14 protein-coding genes are annotated in these 16550 nt (G+C 69.4%); 7 read left to right on the top strand and 7 right to left on the bottom strand.

Features of this window, described 5'->3' with window-relative positions; translation table 11 throughout:
* The first annotated feature begins 3 nt into the window (after positions 1-3).
* The 7 genes from N5I32_RS14545 to N5I32_RS14515 all read left to right on the top strand — a co-directional run bounded on the left by N5I32_RS14545 (position 4) and on the right by N5I32_RS14515 (position 8635).
* On the top strand, positions 4-1032 hold the full coding sequence (locus tag N5I32_RS14545; RefSeq protein ID WP_261496596.1) for a trans-3-hydroxy-L-proline dehydratase: 1029 nt from the start codon (positions 4-6) through the stop codon (positions 1030-1032).
* A gap of 230 nt (positions 1033-1262) precedes the next feature.
* The gene (gene acsA, locus N5I32_RS14540) at positions 1263-2984 is read left to right on the top strand and encodes an acetate--CoA ligase (RefSeq protein ID WP_261496595.1); all 1722 of its coding nucleotides are present in this window, start codon (positions 1263-1265) and stop codon (positions 2982-2984) included.
* Positions 2981-4975 (top strand): pyruvate dehydrogenase (acetyl-transferring) E1 component subunit alpha, encoded by a 1995-nt coding sequence (gene pdhA, locus N5I32_RS14535; RefSeq protein ID WP_261496594.1) that lies wholly within the window; start codon positions 2981-2983, stop codon positions 4973-4975. Before acsA ends, pdhA begins: the two co-directional genes overlap by 4 nt.
* Entirely contained in the window at positions 4972-6165 is a 1194-nt protein-coding gene (locus N5I32_RS14530; RefSeq protein ID WP_261496593.1) for a dihydrolipoamide acetyltransferase family protein, read from the top strand. Before pdhA ends, N5I32_RS14530 begins: the two co-directional genes overlap by 4 nt.
* The gene (locus N5I32_RS14525; protein ID WP_261496592.1) at positions 6162-6416 is read left to right on the top strand and encodes an acyl carrier protein; all 255 of its coding nucleotides are present in this window, start codon (positions 6162-6164) and stop codon (positions 6414-6416) included. Before N5I32_RS14530 ends, N5I32_RS14525 begins: the two co-directional genes overlap by 4 nt.
* A 138-nt stretch (positions 6417-6554) precedes the next feature.
* Positions 6555-7439, top strand: coding sequence for an OmpA family protein (locus tag N5I32_RS14520; protein ID WP_261496591.1), 885 nt, complete (start codon positions 6555-6557; stop codon positions 7437-7439).
* A 122-nt stretch (positions 7440-7561) separates the two neighbouring features.
* Positions 7562-8635, top strand: coding sequence for a flavin monoamine oxidase family protein (locus tag N5I32_RS14515; protein WP_261496590.1), 1074 nt, complete (start codon positions 7562-7564; stop codon positions 8633-8635).
* A gap of 12 nt (positions 8636-8647) precedes the next feature.
* On the opposite strand, the gene N5I32_RS14510 is transcribed toward N5I32_RS14515, so the two are convergent.
* The 7 genes from N5I32_RS14510 to N5I32_RS14480 are packed head-to-tail and all read right to left on the bottom strand — an operon-like array spanning position 8648 to position 16546.
* A complete protein-coding gene (locus N5I32_RS14510; RefSeq protein WP_261496589.1) occupies positions 8648-10474 on the bottom strand; it encodes an ABC transporter ATP-binding protein in 1827 nt (608 codons plus the stop codon).
* Positions 10471-11430 carry an acetamidase/formamidase family protein gene (locus tag N5I32_RS14505; RefSeq protein ID WP_261496588.1) on the bottom strand — a complete coding sequence of 320 codons (960 nt, stop codon included), beginning with the start codon at positions 11428-11430 and terminating at the stop codon, positions 10471-10473. The genes N5I32_RS14510 and N5I32_RS14505 overlap by 4 nt, the downstream gene beginning before the upstream one ends.
* Complete coding sequence (locus N5I32_RS14500; protein ID WP_261496587.1) at positions 11430-13043, bottom strand: ABC transporter substrate-binding protein; 1614 nt, start codon at positions 13041-13043, stop codon at positions 11430-11432. The genes N5I32_RS14505 and N5I32_RS14500 overlap by 1 nt, the downstream gene beginning before the upstream one ends.
* A 19-nt stretch (positions 13044-13062) precedes the next feature.
* Positions 13063-13983, bottom strand: coding sequence for an ABC transporter permease (locus N5I32_RS14495; protein ID WP_261496586.1), 921 nt, complete (start codon positions 13981-13983; stop codon positions 13063-13065).
* Position 13984: 1 nt separating this feature from the next.
* Positions 13985-14872, bottom strand: a complete 888-nt coding sequence (locus N5I32_RS14490; protein ID WP_261496585.1) for an ABC transporter permease — start codon at positions 14870-14872, stop codon at positions 13985-13987.
* Complete coding sequence (locus N5I32_RS14485) at positions 14850-15464, bottom strand: ANTAR domain-containing response regulator (protein ID WP_261496584.1); 615 nt, start codon at positions 15462-15464, stop codon at positions 14850-14852. The genes N5I32_RS14490 and N5I32_RS14485 overlap by 23 nt, the downstream gene beginning before the upstream one ends.
* Positions 15461-16546 carry a transporter substrate-binding protein gene (locus N5I32_RS14480; protein ID WP_261496583.1) on the bottom strand — a complete coding sequence of 362 codons (1086 nt, stop codon included), beginning with the start codon at positions 16544-16546 and terminating at the stop codon, positions 15461-15463. The genes N5I32_RS14485 and N5I32_RS14480 overlap by 4 nt, the downstream gene beginning before the upstream one ends.
* Positions 16547-16550 lie beyond the last annotated feature (4 nt).

The raw sequence follows: 16550 nt of genomic DNA, 5'->3' as shown, positions 1-16550 counted from the left end.
GCCATGCGCACGAGCAAGACCATCCATGTGATCTCGGCCCACGCAGAGGGAGAGGTGGGCGATGTGATCGTGGGCGGTGTCACCCCGCCGCCGGGGGCAACGCTGTGGGAACAGTCGCGCTGGATCGCCCGCGACGAGGCCTTGCGGAACTTCGTCCTGAACGAGCCGCGCGGCGGGGTGTTCCGTCATGTGAACCTGCTGGTCCCCCCGAAACACCCCGAAGCGGCGGCGGCCTTCATCATCATGGAGCCGGAGGACACGCCGCCGATGTCCGGCTCGAACTCCATCTGCGTGGCGACCGTGCTGCTCGACAGCGGCATCCTGCCGATGACCGAACCGGAGACGCATCTCACGCTCGAGGCGCCGGGGGGGCTGGTGCGGGTGCGGGCCGAATGTTCGGGCGGCAAGGCCCGGCGCATCTACGTGGAGAACCTGCCAAGCTTTGCCTCAAGGCTGGATGCGACGCTCGAGGTGGAGGGGCTGGGCACCCTGACCGTCGATACCGCCTATGGCGGCGACAGTTTCGTCTTTGTCGATGCCCCCGCCCTTGGCTTTGCGCTGACCCCGGACGAGGCGCATGACATCGCCACACTAGGGGTGCGGATCACGGCGGCCGCGACCGAACAGCTGGGCTTTCATCACCCTGAAAACCCGGACTGGCGGCATTTCTCCTTCTGCCTGTTCGCGGGCGCCGTGACGCGGCAGGGCAACGAACTGCGCGCCGGGGCGGCGGTGGCGATCCGGCCGGGGAAGGTGGACCGGTCCCCGACGGGCACGGCGCTGTCGGCGCGGATGGCGGTGCTGCATGCCCGCGGGCAGATGGGGCTCGAAGATCGGCTGACCGCCGTTTCCCTCATCGGCTCCACCTTCGCGGGGCGCATCCTCGGCACGACCACGGTCGGCGGCCTACCGGCCATCCGGCCCGAGATCAGCGGGCGGGGCTGGATCACCGGCATCCATCAGCATATGCTCGACCCGGACGACCCCTGGCCGGAGGGCTACCGGCTGAGCGACACCTGGGGCGCGCGCTGAGCGAAGGCCGCTTTCCCCGGCTTCCCCGATGCCGGGCCTGCCCCCTGCGGTGCATGACGCCGCCTTTCCGAAACGGGGGCGGCGGGCCAAACCGCGCAGTCTGACCTGAATCAATGACAGCGGCGACGGCGGCGGCGAAACTGTCCGCGCTGTCCTCGCCGCGCACCGTCCTTATGACGTCGCGGCAGGGGTTGGCACGGAAAGGATCACTGGCATCCCGGGAGGAGACCATGGGCCCTGCGCGCATTGCCAAGACCGCCCCCGAGCCGGGCGCCCGCAGCCTGCCCACCGGCTGGGACGCGGCCCGGGCGCGGCTTGACGGGTTGCCGGGGGGCGGGCTCAATATCGCGCACGAGGCGGTGGACCGACATGTCGCCGCCGGTTACGGCACCGAAGTGGCGCTGATCTGGCTCGGGCGCGAGGGCGGGCGCCGCACCCTCACCTACGCCGACCTCGCGGCCGAGGCGGCCCGCTTTGCCCATGTGCTGCGCGCCCACGGCATCGCACCGGGGGAGCGGATGTTCCTTCTCTCTGGCAGGGTGCCGGAGCTTTACGCCGCCACGCTGGGCGCGATGAAAGCAGGCGTCGTCGTCAGCCCGCTTTTTGCGGCCTTCGGCCCGGAACCGGTGCGCGCGCGGATGGAGATCGGGGGCGCGAGCGTGCTGGTGACGACGGCCCAACACTACGCGCGCAAGATCGCCGGCTGGCGCGCCTCGATGCCCTCGCTCCGCCTTGTCCTGATCATCGGAGACACAGCGCCCGAGGGCTGCGTGGCGCTTGGCCCCGCGATGGCCAGAGCCCCCGACACCTTCCCGACCCACCCGACGGCGCCCGAGGACATGGCGCTTTTGCACTTCACCTCGGGCACCACGGGCCTGCCCAAGGGCGTCGTGCATGTCCACGAGGCGGTCGTCGCCCATGCCGAGACCGGGCGCCTCGCGCTCGACCTCAGGCCCGGCGACATCTACTGGTGCACCGCCGACCCCGGCTGGGTCACGGGGACGAGCTATGGCGTCATCTCGCCCTTGTGCAACCGCGCGACCATGGTGGTGGACGAGGCCGAATTCGACCTTGAGCGCTGGTACACGATCCTTGAGCGCGAGCAGGTGCAGGTCTGGTACACCGCGCCGACGGCCATCCGCATGATGATGCGTGCCGGCGCCGAGGCCGCGCGGGGTCACGATTTCGGCAGCCTCCGCTTCCTCGCCTCGGTGGGGGAGCCGTTGAACGCGGAATGCGTGATCTGGGGGCAGAAGGTCATTGGCCTGCCGTTCCACGACAACTGGTGGCAGTCCGAAACCGGCGGGATCATGATCGCCAACACCGCCGACATGGACATCAAGCCCGGCGCGATGGGCAAACCCCTGCCGGGGATCGTGGCCGGGATCGTCGCGCGGGACGGCGATACGGTCATCGAACAGCCCGACGGCAGCATCGGCGAACTGGCGCTCAGGCCCGGCTGGCCCTCGATGATGCGGGCCTATCTGGGCCAGCCGGAGCGTTACGCCAAGTGCTTCGCGGGCGGCTGGTACCTGACCGGCGACCTCGCCATGCGCGACAGCGAGGGCTATTACTGGTTCGTCGGCCGGGCGGACGACCTGATCAAGTCATCCGGCCACCTGATCGGCCCGTTCGAGGTGGAAAGCGCGCTGATCGAGCATCCGGCCGTGGCCGAGGCGGCGGTGATCGGCATCCCCGACGAAACCGCGGGCGAGGTGGTCAAGGCCTTCGTCACGCTGAAGGCGGGCTTCCGCCCCGACGAGGCACTGGAGCTCGAGTTGCGCGGCCATGCGAGGAAGCGCCTTGGCGCCGCCGTCGCCCCGCGCGAAATCGTGTTCCGCGACAACCTGCCACGCACGCGGTCCGGCAAGATCATGCGCCGCCTGCTGCGCGCGCGCGAACTCGGCCTGCCCGAGGGCGATCTGTCCACGCTGGAGGGGGATGCCAGATGAGCGCCAAGGTGAAACTCGACCACGCGCACGTGCGCGACCTGCTGCGCGGGATGATCCGCATCCGCCGGTTCGAGGAAAAGTGCCACGAGCTTTACACGCAGGAAAAGATCCGCGGGTTCCTGCACCTTTACGACGGCGAGGAGGCGGTGGCGGTGGGCGTCGCCGCCGCGCTGGAACCGCGTGACCGGGTGGTGTCCACCTACCGCGAGCATGGCCATGCGCTGGCCCGCGGGGTCAGCATGGAATCGGCGCTCGCCGAGATGTACGGCAAGGCCACCGGCTGCGCCGGCGGGCGCGGCGGGTCGATGCACCTTTTCGACGCCGAGACGAACCTTTACGGCGGCAATGCCATCGTCGGCGGCGGGCTGCCGCTGGCGGCGGGCCTCGGCCTTGGCGACAGGATGCAGGGCGAAACCCGGGTGACGGCCTGCTTCTTCGGCGAAGGGGCGCTGGCCGAGGGCGAGTTCCACGAGGCGATGAACCTCGCGGCATTGTGGAAGTTGCCGGTTCTCTTCGTGCTGGAAAACAACCTCTACGCAATGGGTTCGGCGGTGGCGCGCGTGCAGGCCAACACCGATTTCGCACCCCGCGCCGCAAGCTACGGCATGCCCGCCGAAAGCGTGGATGGCAACGACGTGGTCGCGGTCGAGGCCGCGGCTCGGCGCAGCGTGGAGGCCATCCGCGCCGGCGGCGGCCCGCAGTTCCTCGAATGCCGCACCTACCGCACCCGGCCGCATTCCATGTTCGACGCCGAGAAATACCGCGACAAGGAGGAGGTGGCGGAATGGCGCAAGCGTTCGCCCATCCTGCGCTTCCAGTCCTGGCTGCTGGAGAACGACCTGATCCACGCCTCCGAAGTCGTGGAGATCGAGGCGGAGGTCGAGGCGCAGATCGCCAACGCGGTCGCCGCCTGCGAACAGGCCCCGTGGGAGCCGGTGGAAGACCTGACCCGGCATGTCGTCGCAGGGACGCGCCCCGCGCCACCCGTCCCCGACCCGCCTGCCGCGCCCGTCGACAGCACCTACCGCGACTGCTGCCGTCAGGCCATCGCCGAGGCGCTGACGCGCGACGAGCGGGTGTTCATGATGGGCGAGGATATCGGCGCCTATGGCGGCTGCTATGCAGTGTCTATGGGGCTGCTCAAGGACTTCGGCCCTGACCGCATCCGCGACACGCCGCTGTCCGAGGCGGGCTTTACCGGCGCGGGCATCGGCGCGGCGCTGGCCGGGATGCGGCCGATCGTCGAGATCATGACGGTCAACTTCGCGATGCTGGCGCTGGACCAGATCCTCAACACCGCCGCCACGATCCGGCACATGTCAGGCGGTCAGTTCGGGGTCCCGCTGGTGATCCGGATGGCCACGGGCGCGGGGCGGCAACTGGCCGCGCAGCATTCCCACAGCCTTGAGGCCTTCTTCGCCCATATCCCCGGGCTGCGCGTCGTCGCCCCCGCCACGCTCGAGGATGCGCGCGGCATGCTCTGGACCGCGCTGCAGGAGCCAGATCCGGTGATCGTGTTCGAGCATGTCATGCTCTACAATATGGCCGGGAAGATCGCCGCCAACGCCGGCCCGGTCGACATCGACCGCGCCGCCATCCGACGTGCCGGCCGGGACGTGACGCTGATCGCCTGGTCCTACAGCCTGTGGAAGACGCTCGAGGCCGCGGAGGAGCTTGCGAAGGAGGGCATCGAGGCCGAGGTCATAGACCTGCGCTCACTGCGCCCGATCGACGACGAGACCATCGCCGACTCGGTCGCGCGCACCCGCCGCGCCGTGATCGTCGATGAAGGCTGGCGCACCGGCTCGCTTTCGGCCGAAATCGCCGCGCGGGTGCAGGAGGCGTGCTTCTGGCAGTTGGACGCGCCCGTCGGCCGAGTCTGCTCGGCCGAGGTGCCGGTGCCCTACCCGAAGCACCTCGAAACCGCGGCGCTGCCGCAGGTGGGCGACATCGTGGCGGCGGTCAAGGCGCTGCCGGGGGTGCGGGGATGAGCGATTTCACCATGCCCTCGCTCGGTGCCGACATGGAGGCGGGCAAGCTGGTGGAATGGCTTGTGGCGCCGGGGGACCGGGTGGCGCGCGGCGATGTGGTGGCGGTGGTCGAGACGCAGAAGGGCGCGATCGAAATCGAGTGCCACGAGGCGGGCGAGGTGACCGAACTGGTCGCCGAGGTCGGCCAGACCCTGCCGGTAGGCGCGGTGCTGGCGCGGATCGGAGGGGCGGTGGACGCGCCCCCGCCGCGTGCGCCGGAACCTCCCGCCCGGCCCGCCCCGGCCGCTGCCTCGCCGTCGCCCGAACGGACACCCGCACCAGTGCCCGAACCGGCGCCCGGGGGTGGCGCGGTGGCGGCCTCGCCCGCCGCGCGGGCCCGTGCGGCCGGGGCCGGGGTGGACCTCACGCGGATTGCGGGCTCTGGCCCCGGAAACGCGGTGCTTCTGGCCGATGTCGAGCGAGCCTTGGGCGCCCGCCCCGGCGGCGCATCCGAGCCCACGCAGGGGAAGAGCAGGCCCGGTCTCGACATGGTCGAGATGCGCCGGGCGATTGCCGCGGCGATGTCGCGGGCCAAGCGGGAGATCCCGCACTACTACCTGTTCCACGAGATTGACCTTCAGGCCGCGCAGGACCGGCTTGCCGCGCTCAACGCCGCGCGCACGCCGGACCGGCGGCTGCTGATCGGGGCGCTTCTGGTGCATGCCACGGTGGGCGCGCTGGCGAAGGTGCCCGAACTGAACGGCCGCTTCGAGGCCGCGCCCTTTGCGCCTGCCGGGGCCGTTCATTGCGGGATCGCGGTGGCGATGCGCGGCGGCGGGCTGATTGCCCCCGCGATCCTCAACGCACAAGGCAAGGACCCCGACGCGATCATGGACGCGATGCGCGACCTTGTCACGCGCACCCGCGCCGGGCGGCTGAGGATGAGCGAGATCACGCAGGGCACGATCACCGTCTCGAGCCTCGGCGATGGCGGGGTCGACGCCCTGTTCGGGGTGATCTTCCCGCCGCAGGTGGCGCTTGTCGGCTTCGGCACGCCGCGCCTTCGCCCGATGGTCCACGAGGGGCGCATCGTGCCGCGCCTTGCGGTGACCGTCAGCCTTGCCGCCGACCATCGCGTCAGCGACGGCCGCCGCGGCGCGCAGTTCCTTGCCGAGATCGACCGACTGCTGCAGGAGCCTGTCATCCCATGACACAAACCGACCATCGCGCCGCCTTTATGGCGGAACTGATCGCCGTGGCCCCCGACCTCGACGCCGGAACCGTCGGCGAGAACGATCACCTGCAAGACGACCTGGGCCTTGATTCGATGGATTTCCTCAATCTTGTCAGCGCGCTGCACAGGCGCTTCGGCCTTCCGATCCCCGAATCCGACTATCCGCTGCTGTCGACGCCGGCCCGCGCGGTGGCCTATCTGGACCGGATGCTGGGGCCGTCCGGCTAAGACGTTCACCGCCGCATTCCGAATTCGAAGAAATCAGGGAATGGCCACAATCCTTCCCAGTTATCATCAAATTCTATTGAAATAGTGATCTCGTGGCGTGTGCAGGCCACGGTCAGTTCAAGCAGTAGCGAGTGTATCATGGTAAAGAGTGTGACCTGGCAGTCAGCCAAGGATTTCTGCGTCGTTTGCGCCCTCGGCGCTGGCTTGGCGCTCATGGCGGCGGGTGCGCAGGCTTCCCCCAATCTCGATCAGGATACCGGCGTCACGGTTCGCTTCGGCTTCGATGCGGTCGATCTGGACGCGCAGGCGCGGCAGAGGCTGGACGCAGAGGCCGCGTGGATGCGCGGCCATCGGGACATGACCTTCAATGTCTTCGGCCATGCCGACCGGGTCGGGTCGGAGGCCTACAATCGGGAACTGGCGCTGCGGCGCGCACTGACGGTCGCCTCCTACCTGGTGGCGCGCGGCGTCGATCCCGCCCGCCTGCAGGCGCTGGTGTCCTGGGGCGAGGAAAAACCCGTGGTCGACACCGATCAGCCTTCGGCGGCCAACCGCCGGGTGGTGATCAGCGTGGCCACGCCCGGCGCGGACAAGGACGTCGCGTTCACCCTCGCCGAGGGTGGAGCAGATCGCGGCGGCCGCGTCCGGCCTGAGCCCGCGTCCGGCAGCGCCGACGACGAAACCCGGCCTTCCGCGGCCGAGGGTCCGTCGTCCGACAATCAGCCGTCGGGGTCGGGTACGGACCCGGAGGCCGGCGGCACCGGCGGTGACCAGCCGCAGGGCGGCACCGGCGGCGACGAACCGCAAGGCGACACCGGCGGCAATGGCGGCGCCGAGACCCCGACGGATCAGGGCCCGCAGGGAACAGACGGTCAGGGCACCGACGGCCAAGACAGCGGCGGCACCAAGAAAAAGCCGGGCAAGGACAAGGGCCCGCAGGGCAACAACGGCTTCGGCAACGGCGATCAGGACGCCCCCGGCGGCTCGCTGGAGCACAACAACGCGGAAAACAGCCAGCACTGACAGCCCCGCCATGCGCCCCGCGATGCGCCCCGTGGTTGACGCTGCGGGACGCGTCGCATTCGGGCCTTGCGGCCAGCTTCCCTGCATGCCATGCGCGCCGCGTCGGGCAGGAGACAGCAGGAATGGCCGGAACGCAGGATCTGCAAGCCGAGGTCGCCATCGCGGGTGGCGGCCTTTCGGGGCTGTGCCTGGCCCTGCACCTGCACCGCGCGGGCAAGGACTTTCACCTCTTCGAGGCGCGCCCCCGCTTCGGCGGCCGGGTCGCGACCTTCGGCGAACCCGGCAATCGGGTCGACGTCGGCCCGTCCTGGTTCTGGCCGGGCCAGCCGCTGATCGCCCGGCTGATCGCCGATCTCGGGCTGCGTGTCTTCCTGCAGCACTCCGCGGGCGATGTCTGTCTCGAGGATCAGGATGGCAAGGTCCATCGCGGCGCCGGCTTCGCCTCGATGGAAGGGTCGTTCCGGGTCGAGGGCGGGATGACCGCGCTGGCCGAGGCGATGGCGGCCCGCCTGCCGGCCGAACGTCTGCACCCCGATAGCCACGTCTGGGCGGTGGAGCGGGATCGCGGCATCCTCTTGGCGGACGGGCGGCGCTGCCTGGCGCGCCACGTTGTGCTGGCGATGCCGCCCCGGCTGGTGGCCGGGCTCGACCTCACCCCGACCCTGCCCGACGACGTGCTGCGCAGGCTTCGGTCCGTTCCGACCTGGATGGCGGGGCACGCCAAGTGCGTCGCCATCTACGACCGCCCCTTCTGGCGGGAGGCCGGTCTGTCGGGCGACGCGATGAGCCGGCGCGGGCCGCTTGCCGAGATCCACGATGCCTCGGGCGCCGATGGCGCACCGGCCGCGCTTTTCGGCTTTCTCGGGGTGCCTGCCGCGCAGCGCGCGGGCCGGACCGATCAGATTCTCGACAGCGCCCGGCAGCAGCTTGCGCGCATCTTCGGGCCTGCGGCGGGCAGCCCCCGGTCGATGGAACTGCGCGACTGGGCCTTCGATCCCCTGACGGCGACCACGGCCGACCAGATCCCGCCGCAGGGCCACCCCGCATACGGGCCGATCCCTGCGCTGGACCGGCTCTGGGGCGGACTGCTCCACCTTGCCGCGACCGAGATCGCGCCGGACATGGGCGGGTTGATGGAAGGTGCCCTTGCCTCGGCAGGGCAGGTGGCGAGGCGGATCATCGGCGCGGAGCCTTGAGGGGCAGCCCCCTTAGCCGGCGGAAAGTGCAGGCGCCGGATCGCCGGACGCCACCATGTGCCCCCCACCGATATCCACCAGCCGCACCCTGACCGGGCCGGAGCCGACAGCATGCACCGGGCTGGGAACCTCGCCAGTCAGGCGCGGCGACGGCGGGCGGACATGGGCTGGATCCGGCACCGGGACAGCCTCGATCAGGCGGCGGGTGTAGGGGTGCTGCGGGTTGCCGAAAACCTGCGAGCGCAGGCCCATCTCGACGATCTGGCCCAGATACATCACCGCGACCCGGTCCGAGATGTTCTCCACCACCGCCATGTCGTGACTGATGAACAGGAAGGCCACCCCGAATTCCCTCTGCAACGTGCGCAGAAGGTCCAGAACCCGCGCCTGCACGCTGACATCTAGCGCGCTGACGCTTTCATCGGCGATGATCAGGTCGGGTTGCAGCGAGAGCGCGCGGGCGATGCAGATGCGCTGCCGCTGACCGCCGGAGAATTCGTGCGGATAGCGGGTCATCTGGTCCGCCGAGAGGCCCACGCGCGCCAGCAGGTCGGCCACCCGGGCGCTGCGGCTCTCGGTGTCGCCGATGCCGTGGATCACGAGCGGCTCGGCGATCTGGTCGCCGATCGTCATGCGCGGGTCAAGCGCGGCCATCGGATCCTGGAAGACCATCTGGATGTGGCGGCGCAGGTCCTTGCGCCCGGCGCCGTCCAGATCGGAGAGGACCTTGCCGGCCACCTCGATCCGGCCCTCATGCGGCACGAGGCCGACCATGGCCTTGGCGATGGTGGACTTGCCGCAACCGGATTCGCCAACCAGCGCAAAGGTTTCACCCTTGCGGATGTCGAAACTGACGTGTTCGACGGCATGGACATGGTGGGTCGTGCGGCCCAGAAGCCCGGCCTTCAACGGAAAGCGGACCACGACATCCTCGACACGGGCCACCGGCCGGTCAGCCACGGCTTCACGCGTCGCGCCCTGTCCCAGCCGGGGGACCGCGGCCAGAAGCTGGCGGGTATACTCCGCCTCGGGGCGGGAAAAGAGGCGATGGACCGGGGCCTGCTCGACCATGGCGCCGTGGCGCATGACGATGACACGGCTGGCCATCTCGGCGACGACGCCCATGTCGTGGGTGATCAGGATGATGGCGGTGCCGGTGTCGCGCTGAAGGTCGCGCAGAAGGTCCAGCACCTCGCGCTGCACGGTCACGTCAAGCGCGGTCGTGGGTTCGTCGGCGATCAGCACCTCGGGGCGCAGGGCAAGCGCCATGGCGATCATCACGCGCTGGCGCATGCCGCCCGACAGTTCGTGCGGATACTGGTTCAGGCGATGTTCCGGTTGCGACAGGCGCACGGCCCGCAGGGCGTCGAGCGCGCGGGCGCGCGCCGCGCCGCGGCTGACTGGCTCATGCGCCCGGATTGCCTCGGCCAGTTGGGCGCCGATGGTCAGCACCGGGTTCAGGCTGGTCATCGGTTCCTGAAAGATCATCGCGATGCGATCGCCGCGGATGGTGCGCATGCGCGCCTCGGGCAGCGCGGTTAGATCGGTCTCGCCCAGACGGATGCGCCCGCCGGTGATGCGGACGGCGGGCGGGGGCAGAAGCCCCATGATCGCAAGCGCGGTGATCGACTTGCCCGACCCGCTTTCCCCCGCGATGCACAGGGTTTCCCCGCGGCGAAGCGTGAAGGACAGGTCGTTGACCAGCGGCTTCAGCCCGGCTTCCGTGCGCACCGAGATCGAGAGCCCCTCGACCGACAGCACGGGAGGTTGCCCCGGGGCGGGCCCGGCCCCGGGGTGCGCCTCGGCGCCGGTGGTCTCGGCGTCCGAAGCCAGCGTCATTCGAAGACGCAGCGCGGGAAGTAGAAGCTGACCACCCAGTTCGGCATGTCGACAATCTCCGAGATGCGAAGATCGCCGCAGACCGAACAGAGCATGTAGGCATCCACCGCCGCGATGCCGCGCGACGCGCAAAGCAGGTCGACCATGTTGGCCACCGCATCCCGCGCGGCGGACATGAGGTCCGGCCCGATGCCGGTCGTCACCTCGTAGCCCTTGGCGTCCAGATGGCGCGTGACCGGGCCGGGTGTCGAAAAGCGCGGCGTCTTCAGGTCCGCGCCCTTCACCACGTCCAGCGTCAGCACAACGTCCATCGGGCTTTCGATCGCGGTGCCGCAGACCTCGCCATCCCCCTGCGCGGCGTGGGTGTCGCCGACGCTGAAGAGCGCGCCCTCTACCTCGACCGGCAGGTAGAGCACGGTGCCCGCCGCAAGGTCGCGAATGTCGAGGTTGCCGCCGACCCGCCGCGGCGGCACGACGGAATGGTGCCCCGCCGCGGCCGGCGCGTTGCCGATCGTGCCCGCGAAGGGCTTGAGCGGCACCCGCGCCTCCTTGCCCCAGAGGGCGGGGGCCATGCTGTCCGGGTCGTAGGCCCAGACGGTCAGCGCCGGGTCGGTGAACTGGTCGGCGAGCAGCCCGAAACCCGGAATGTTCGCCGTCCAGCCAAAGCCGCGCCCGTCGAAGGGTTGCGGGGTAAAGCCCTCGATCGTCACCTTCAGCGCGTCGCCCGGGCGGGCGCCCTCGACGAAGATCGGCCCGGAAACCGGGTTGATCCGGCCGAAATCCAGCGCCTGCACGTCGGACACAGTAGACGACGGGCCAAGCTGGCCCGCCGAGGAATCATGACAGTGAAACAGGATCGTCGATCCCGGTTCGGCGCGCAGCGCCGGGGCCAGGGAGTTGTCCCAGCCGAAATGGTGCTGCGCGCCGTGGATGGTGTAGTCGCAGGCCTTGCACATTACTCTTTGACCCAGACGTAGTCGTAGTTGACGGGGATCGAGACCGGATCGACGTAGAGCGCATCTTCCCCGCCCATCCGTTCGGACCGCATGGTGTAGCGCTCCTCGTTGAAGACCGGCGCCCAGGGCGCGTCCTCCATCACCCCCATGTAGATGTCGGACCACAGCTTCAGCCGGTCGCCGGACTTGGCCGGGTCGAACATGCTGTCGGCCTCGACCGCCTTCGCATCCAGCGCCTCGTTGCAGTACTTGGACCAGTTCCAGCCACCTTCGGCCGCGCCGGCGCAACCCAGGATCGGCCCGTAGAAGTTGGACGGATCGGGGAAGTCGGCGATCCAGGCCATGCCGCCCGACCAGATCATCGGCGCGGTTCCGGCGCCGCCGGCCTCGATCACGTTGGCCTGCGCGAGGGACTGGATCGCGGCCTTGATGCCGATCGCCGCCAGGTCCTGCTGGATCGCCTGCGCGATGCGCGGGTTCGGGTCGGTGTTCATCACGAAAAGCTCGGTCTCGAACCCGTCGGGATAGCCGGCATCCGCCAGAAGCTTCTTCGCGCCTTCCACGTCATAGGCATAGCCCGCGTAATCCTGCGTGTAGCCGGGCATCGAGGGCGGCAGGGGCTGGTTGGCGGGAACCGCGCGGCCGTTGATGATCTGCACCACGCGGTCCTTGTTGATCGCCATGTTGACGGCGCGGCGCACCTCGACCTTGTCGAAGGGCGGCTGGGTCACGTTCATGGTGACATAGCCGGTGTGCAGCTGCCCGCCCTGCACGACCCGTTCGGCCTGCGCGGGATCGGCCATCACCTCCTGGAACTTCGCCGGCGGTATGCCGTCGCCCGGGAGATCCACTTCGCCGTTCTGGAGCCGCAGCAACGCCACCACCGGTTCCTGGCCCACCTCGACGGTGAAACTGTCAAGGTAAGGCACGCCGGCGACCCAGTAGTCGGGGTTCTTCTCGAACACCAGCCGCTGGCCAAGCGTCCATTCCGTCAGCTTGAAGGCGCCGGTGCCGACCGGCTTCTTGCCGAAATCCGCCCCCTCGGCCTCGACCACCTCCTTCGGGACCACGAAGGAGAAGTTGAGCGCCATGACATGCAGGAAGGTCGCATCGGGGCGCGTCAGGGTGATCCTCACGGTCTGCGGATCGACCACCTCGACCCCGGAGAGGCCGCCGTCGCCCGCATTCTCGAACCCCGCGATCGAGGCGAAGAAGCCCGCGCCCGGCGACTGGGTGGCCGGGTTGGTCACGCGGTCGAGCGAATATTTCACATCCTCTGCCGTCAACTCGCGGCCGTTGTGGAACTTGACGCCGGGGCGCAGCTTGAAGGTGTAGACCAAGCCATCGGCGGAGACGTCGTGGCTTTCCGCCAGCCCCGGGCGCAGCGTGGTGGTGCCGGGGACATAGTCCATCAGCCCGTCGAACAGCGACTTGATCATCGACCAGTTCTGCCAGTCATACCCGATGGCCGGGTCGAGCGTCGCCACATCGTCCTTGTAGGTGACGATGATGGAGCCGCCGGGCTTGGCGTTCGGATCGGGGGAGTAGTCCTGCGCCAGCGCGGGAAGCGCCAGCGACAGCATCAGCGCGGTGGAAACAAGCAGTTTTTTCATGCGTCTTCTCCTCTGATGGTCATTTGAGCTTGATGCGGGGGTCGATGAAGGGGGCAACCAGATCCGCCAGCAGGTTGCCGAGTATGATCGCAAGGGCCGAGACCAGGGTCACGCCCATGATGATGGGAATATCCACGCGCTGAATCGCCTGCCAGGCCAGCTGGCCGATGCCGGGCCAGCCGAACACGCTTTCGACCACGACGATTCCGCCCATGAAGATGCCGATGTCGATGCCGATCATGGCGATCACCGGCAGGACGGCGTTGGGAAGCGCGTGGACCAGGATCACGCGGGCGCGCGTCAGGCCCTTGGCGCGGGCGGTCCGGATGAAATCGGCGCGCAGCACCTCGATCATCGAGGACCGCATCATCCGGGAATACCAGCCCGATCCCAGGATCCCCAGCGTCAGGGCGGGAAGCACCAGATGGGCAAAGGTGCCGTAGCCGCCGATCGGGAACCAGCCCAGCTTGACCGCGAAGACGTAGAGCAGCAGCAGGCCGACGACGAATTGCGGGGCCGAAACGGTGACGAAGCTGGCCATCATCAGGGTCTGGTCCAGCATGGTACCGCGCCGGAGCGCGGCCAGGATCCCCAGCGTCAGGCCCAGCGCAAGCTCCGCCAGGATCGCCCCCAGCATCAGCAGGAGCGTCGCCGGCAGGCGAGAGGCGATCAGTTCCGCCACCTCGGTCTTCTGCAGGTAGCTGCGCCCGAGGTCGCCCTGCACCAGCCCCAGCAAGTAGCGCCCGTACTGGACAATGAAGGGGCGGTCCAGCCCAAGCTCCCTTCGGATGTTCTCCACCGTTTCCGCGGTGGCCGACCGCCCTGCGATCTGGCGCACCGGATCGGCCGGCAGGACGTAGAGCAGGACAAAGGTGATGAAGCTGACCCCCAGGAGGATCAGGACCGAGACAAGCAGCCGGCGGACGACGTAGGCGGGCATCTCAGTCGCGCCCCCTCTGCGTCGGGTCGAGCACCTCGCGCAGCGCATCGCCCACAAGGTTGAAGGCCAGCGCCAGAAGGATGATCGCGGCACCCGGTATGAACACCAGCCACGGCGCGGTCTGGAACCATGTCTGGTTCTCGAAGATGATGTTGCCCCAGCTCGGCGTGGGCGGCTGGACGCCGACACCGAGGAAGGACAGCGTCGCCTCGAGCAGGACGGTGGTGGAAATGCCGAGCGTCCCCCAGACGATGATCGTCGGCACCAGATGGGGCAGGATGTGCAGGAACAGGATGCGCCCCGTGCCCGCACCCAGCGTCCGCTCGGCCGCGATGAAGTCGCGTTCGGCAAGGGAGGTGGTCTCGGTATAGATCACGCGCGCCGCCTGCACCCAGTTCACCAGCGCGATGACCATCGCCACGATCCACAGCGACGGCTGGAAGATCGCGGCAAGGCAGATCGCCAGGAGAAGCGCGGGAAAGGCCATCATCAGATCGGTGAAGCGCATCAGCACTGCGCCGATCCAGCCGCGGAAATAGCCCGCGGTGATGCCGACCAGCGTCCCGATGACAAGCGCCATCCCGTTCGCCACGATCCCGATGATCAGCGAGGTGCGCGCGCCGTACAGGATGCGCGTGAAGAGGTCGCGGCCCAGCAGGTCCGTCCCGAACAGGAAGCGCCCGTCGGGCGGAAGCGGCGCGCCCTCCAGTGTCAGCCCGTCGAACAGCTGTTCGTCCGGCGCGAAGGGCGCGATCCAGGGGGCCAGCACCGCCCCGGCCACCGCCAGCACGATCAGCACCGCGCCGAGAAGCGCCAGCCGGCGCCGAATCAGGCGCCGCAGGGCCGAGGCCGGCCTGCGGGCGGGGTCAGCCGCGGTCACGTCGGTCATCGACCTCCTCCTCGGCGGCGGTCAGGCGGGCAACCACACGGGCGGCCGCGTCTTCGAGGCTGACACGCCAGGCCATCGCCATCTGGCGCAGCCGGCCGTAGGCGGCGGCGTCGTCACGGGCGCCATGGGCGGCCAGCAGGGTGACGGCGCGCACGACGGTCTGACGTTCGTCCAGCCGGCGGCGCAGGTCGGCGATCTCGACCGAAAGCGACCGCTGCGCGTCGAAGGCATCGCGCGCGATGAGGAGCGCGGAATAGGCGCCATTGTCGCCCACGGGCTTGAGAAGCTGCGCATGCGCCCCCGCCCTCAGCGCCCATTCGATCCGCCCCGGCGCCTCCGAACCTATCAGGGCGACCATTGGCATCGGGCTTTGCCCCGGCGCCCAGGGAAACTGTTCGTCATGCCCCATGTCGGCGTCGAAGAACACGAAATCCGCGCCCAGCGCCGCGGGGCCGAGGTCGGGCCAGGCCTGCGACACCTGCAGCCCGATCGCGCGCAACTGCCGGTCCAGCGCCTGCACCGTGGGGTGCGGGCGATGCAGGATCACGGCCGTCGCGCCACCAAGGTTCTGGATGCGCATCGGGCGCCTCATGACACCACCCTGAGGATCGGGGCGGCCGCCGGGGTGCGGGCGCGCGCAAGGTAGGGGTCGCCGGGCACGGCGGGCAGCGCCTTCACCGTGCGGAAGATCCCGTCCTGAACCCGCGCGATCACCACCGGCAGCGAGGTGTGGTGGGTGGCGCGGTCGATCATCGCCGGCCCTTGTGCATTCTCCAGCAGCGCGGGGAGGCTTGCGGTTTCGGCATCCGGCCGGCCGTTGAGAAGCCGGGCAAGTTCGAGGACCGCGGCGTGCGCCGCCGCCTCGAGCGACGACCCGAAGCCGCCTGCCCCGCCGGTGCGGAAATAGGGCCCGGCGGAGACCAGACCTTCGGCGGCCGCACCCAGCGCGGGCAGTTCCGCCTCGGTCAGGTTGCACGACAGGATCGGACACCGCGCGGGCGAGAAATCGGCGTCCTCGGACGCCAGCCGGTGCATCCGCGCCAGAAATTCGTAGGACGACGGGCCGACCAGGTTGTTCAGGATGAAGGCGGGGCGGGTGGCGCGCACTTCCTCGAGAATGCGCCCAACCTCGCGGGAGCCGAGCGGAAGGCAGCGTTCGCCCAGCACCTCGCCGCCGGCTGCGGTGATCCGCTCCCGCGCGAGGCGGTTCATCTCCCATCCCCAGATGTAGTTCGATCCGGTCAGGTAGGCCCGGGCCCCGTGCGCGGGCAACGCCCAGTCCAGGAGCGGCAGGAGGTGCTGATTGGGGCAGGCATGGGTGTAGACGACATGATCGGAGGCCTCGAACCCCTCGTAGGGCAGCGCGTACCAAAGCGTCCCGCCGTGCTTTTCCAGCACCGGGATGACCTCCTTCCGGCTCCACGAGGTGACGCAGCCGACGATATGGCGCGCGCGCGTGTTGCGCAGCAGATCCTCGCACAGCGGGCCATAGAGGTCGACGTCCCCACCGGGGTCGCGCTCGATCGGCAGCAGGCACATGTCGTAGGCAGGATCGGCGTTGATGCGCGCCATCGCGGCCAGGGCGCCGGAACGGCACGCCTCGGAAAAGAGCGAATAGCCCCCCGAACGGGAGTAGAGCAACCCCACCTCTATCGGCCGCTTGTCCTTGCCCAAGGCA

The sequence above is a fragment of the Albidovulum sediminis genome, assembly GCF_025380365.1.
Classification (GTDB): Bacteria; Pseudomonadota; Alphaproteobacteria; order Rhodobacterales; family Rhodobacteraceae; genus Albidovulum; species Albidovulum sediminis.
This window is presented reverse-complemented; position numbering and strand designations above follow the sequence as displayed.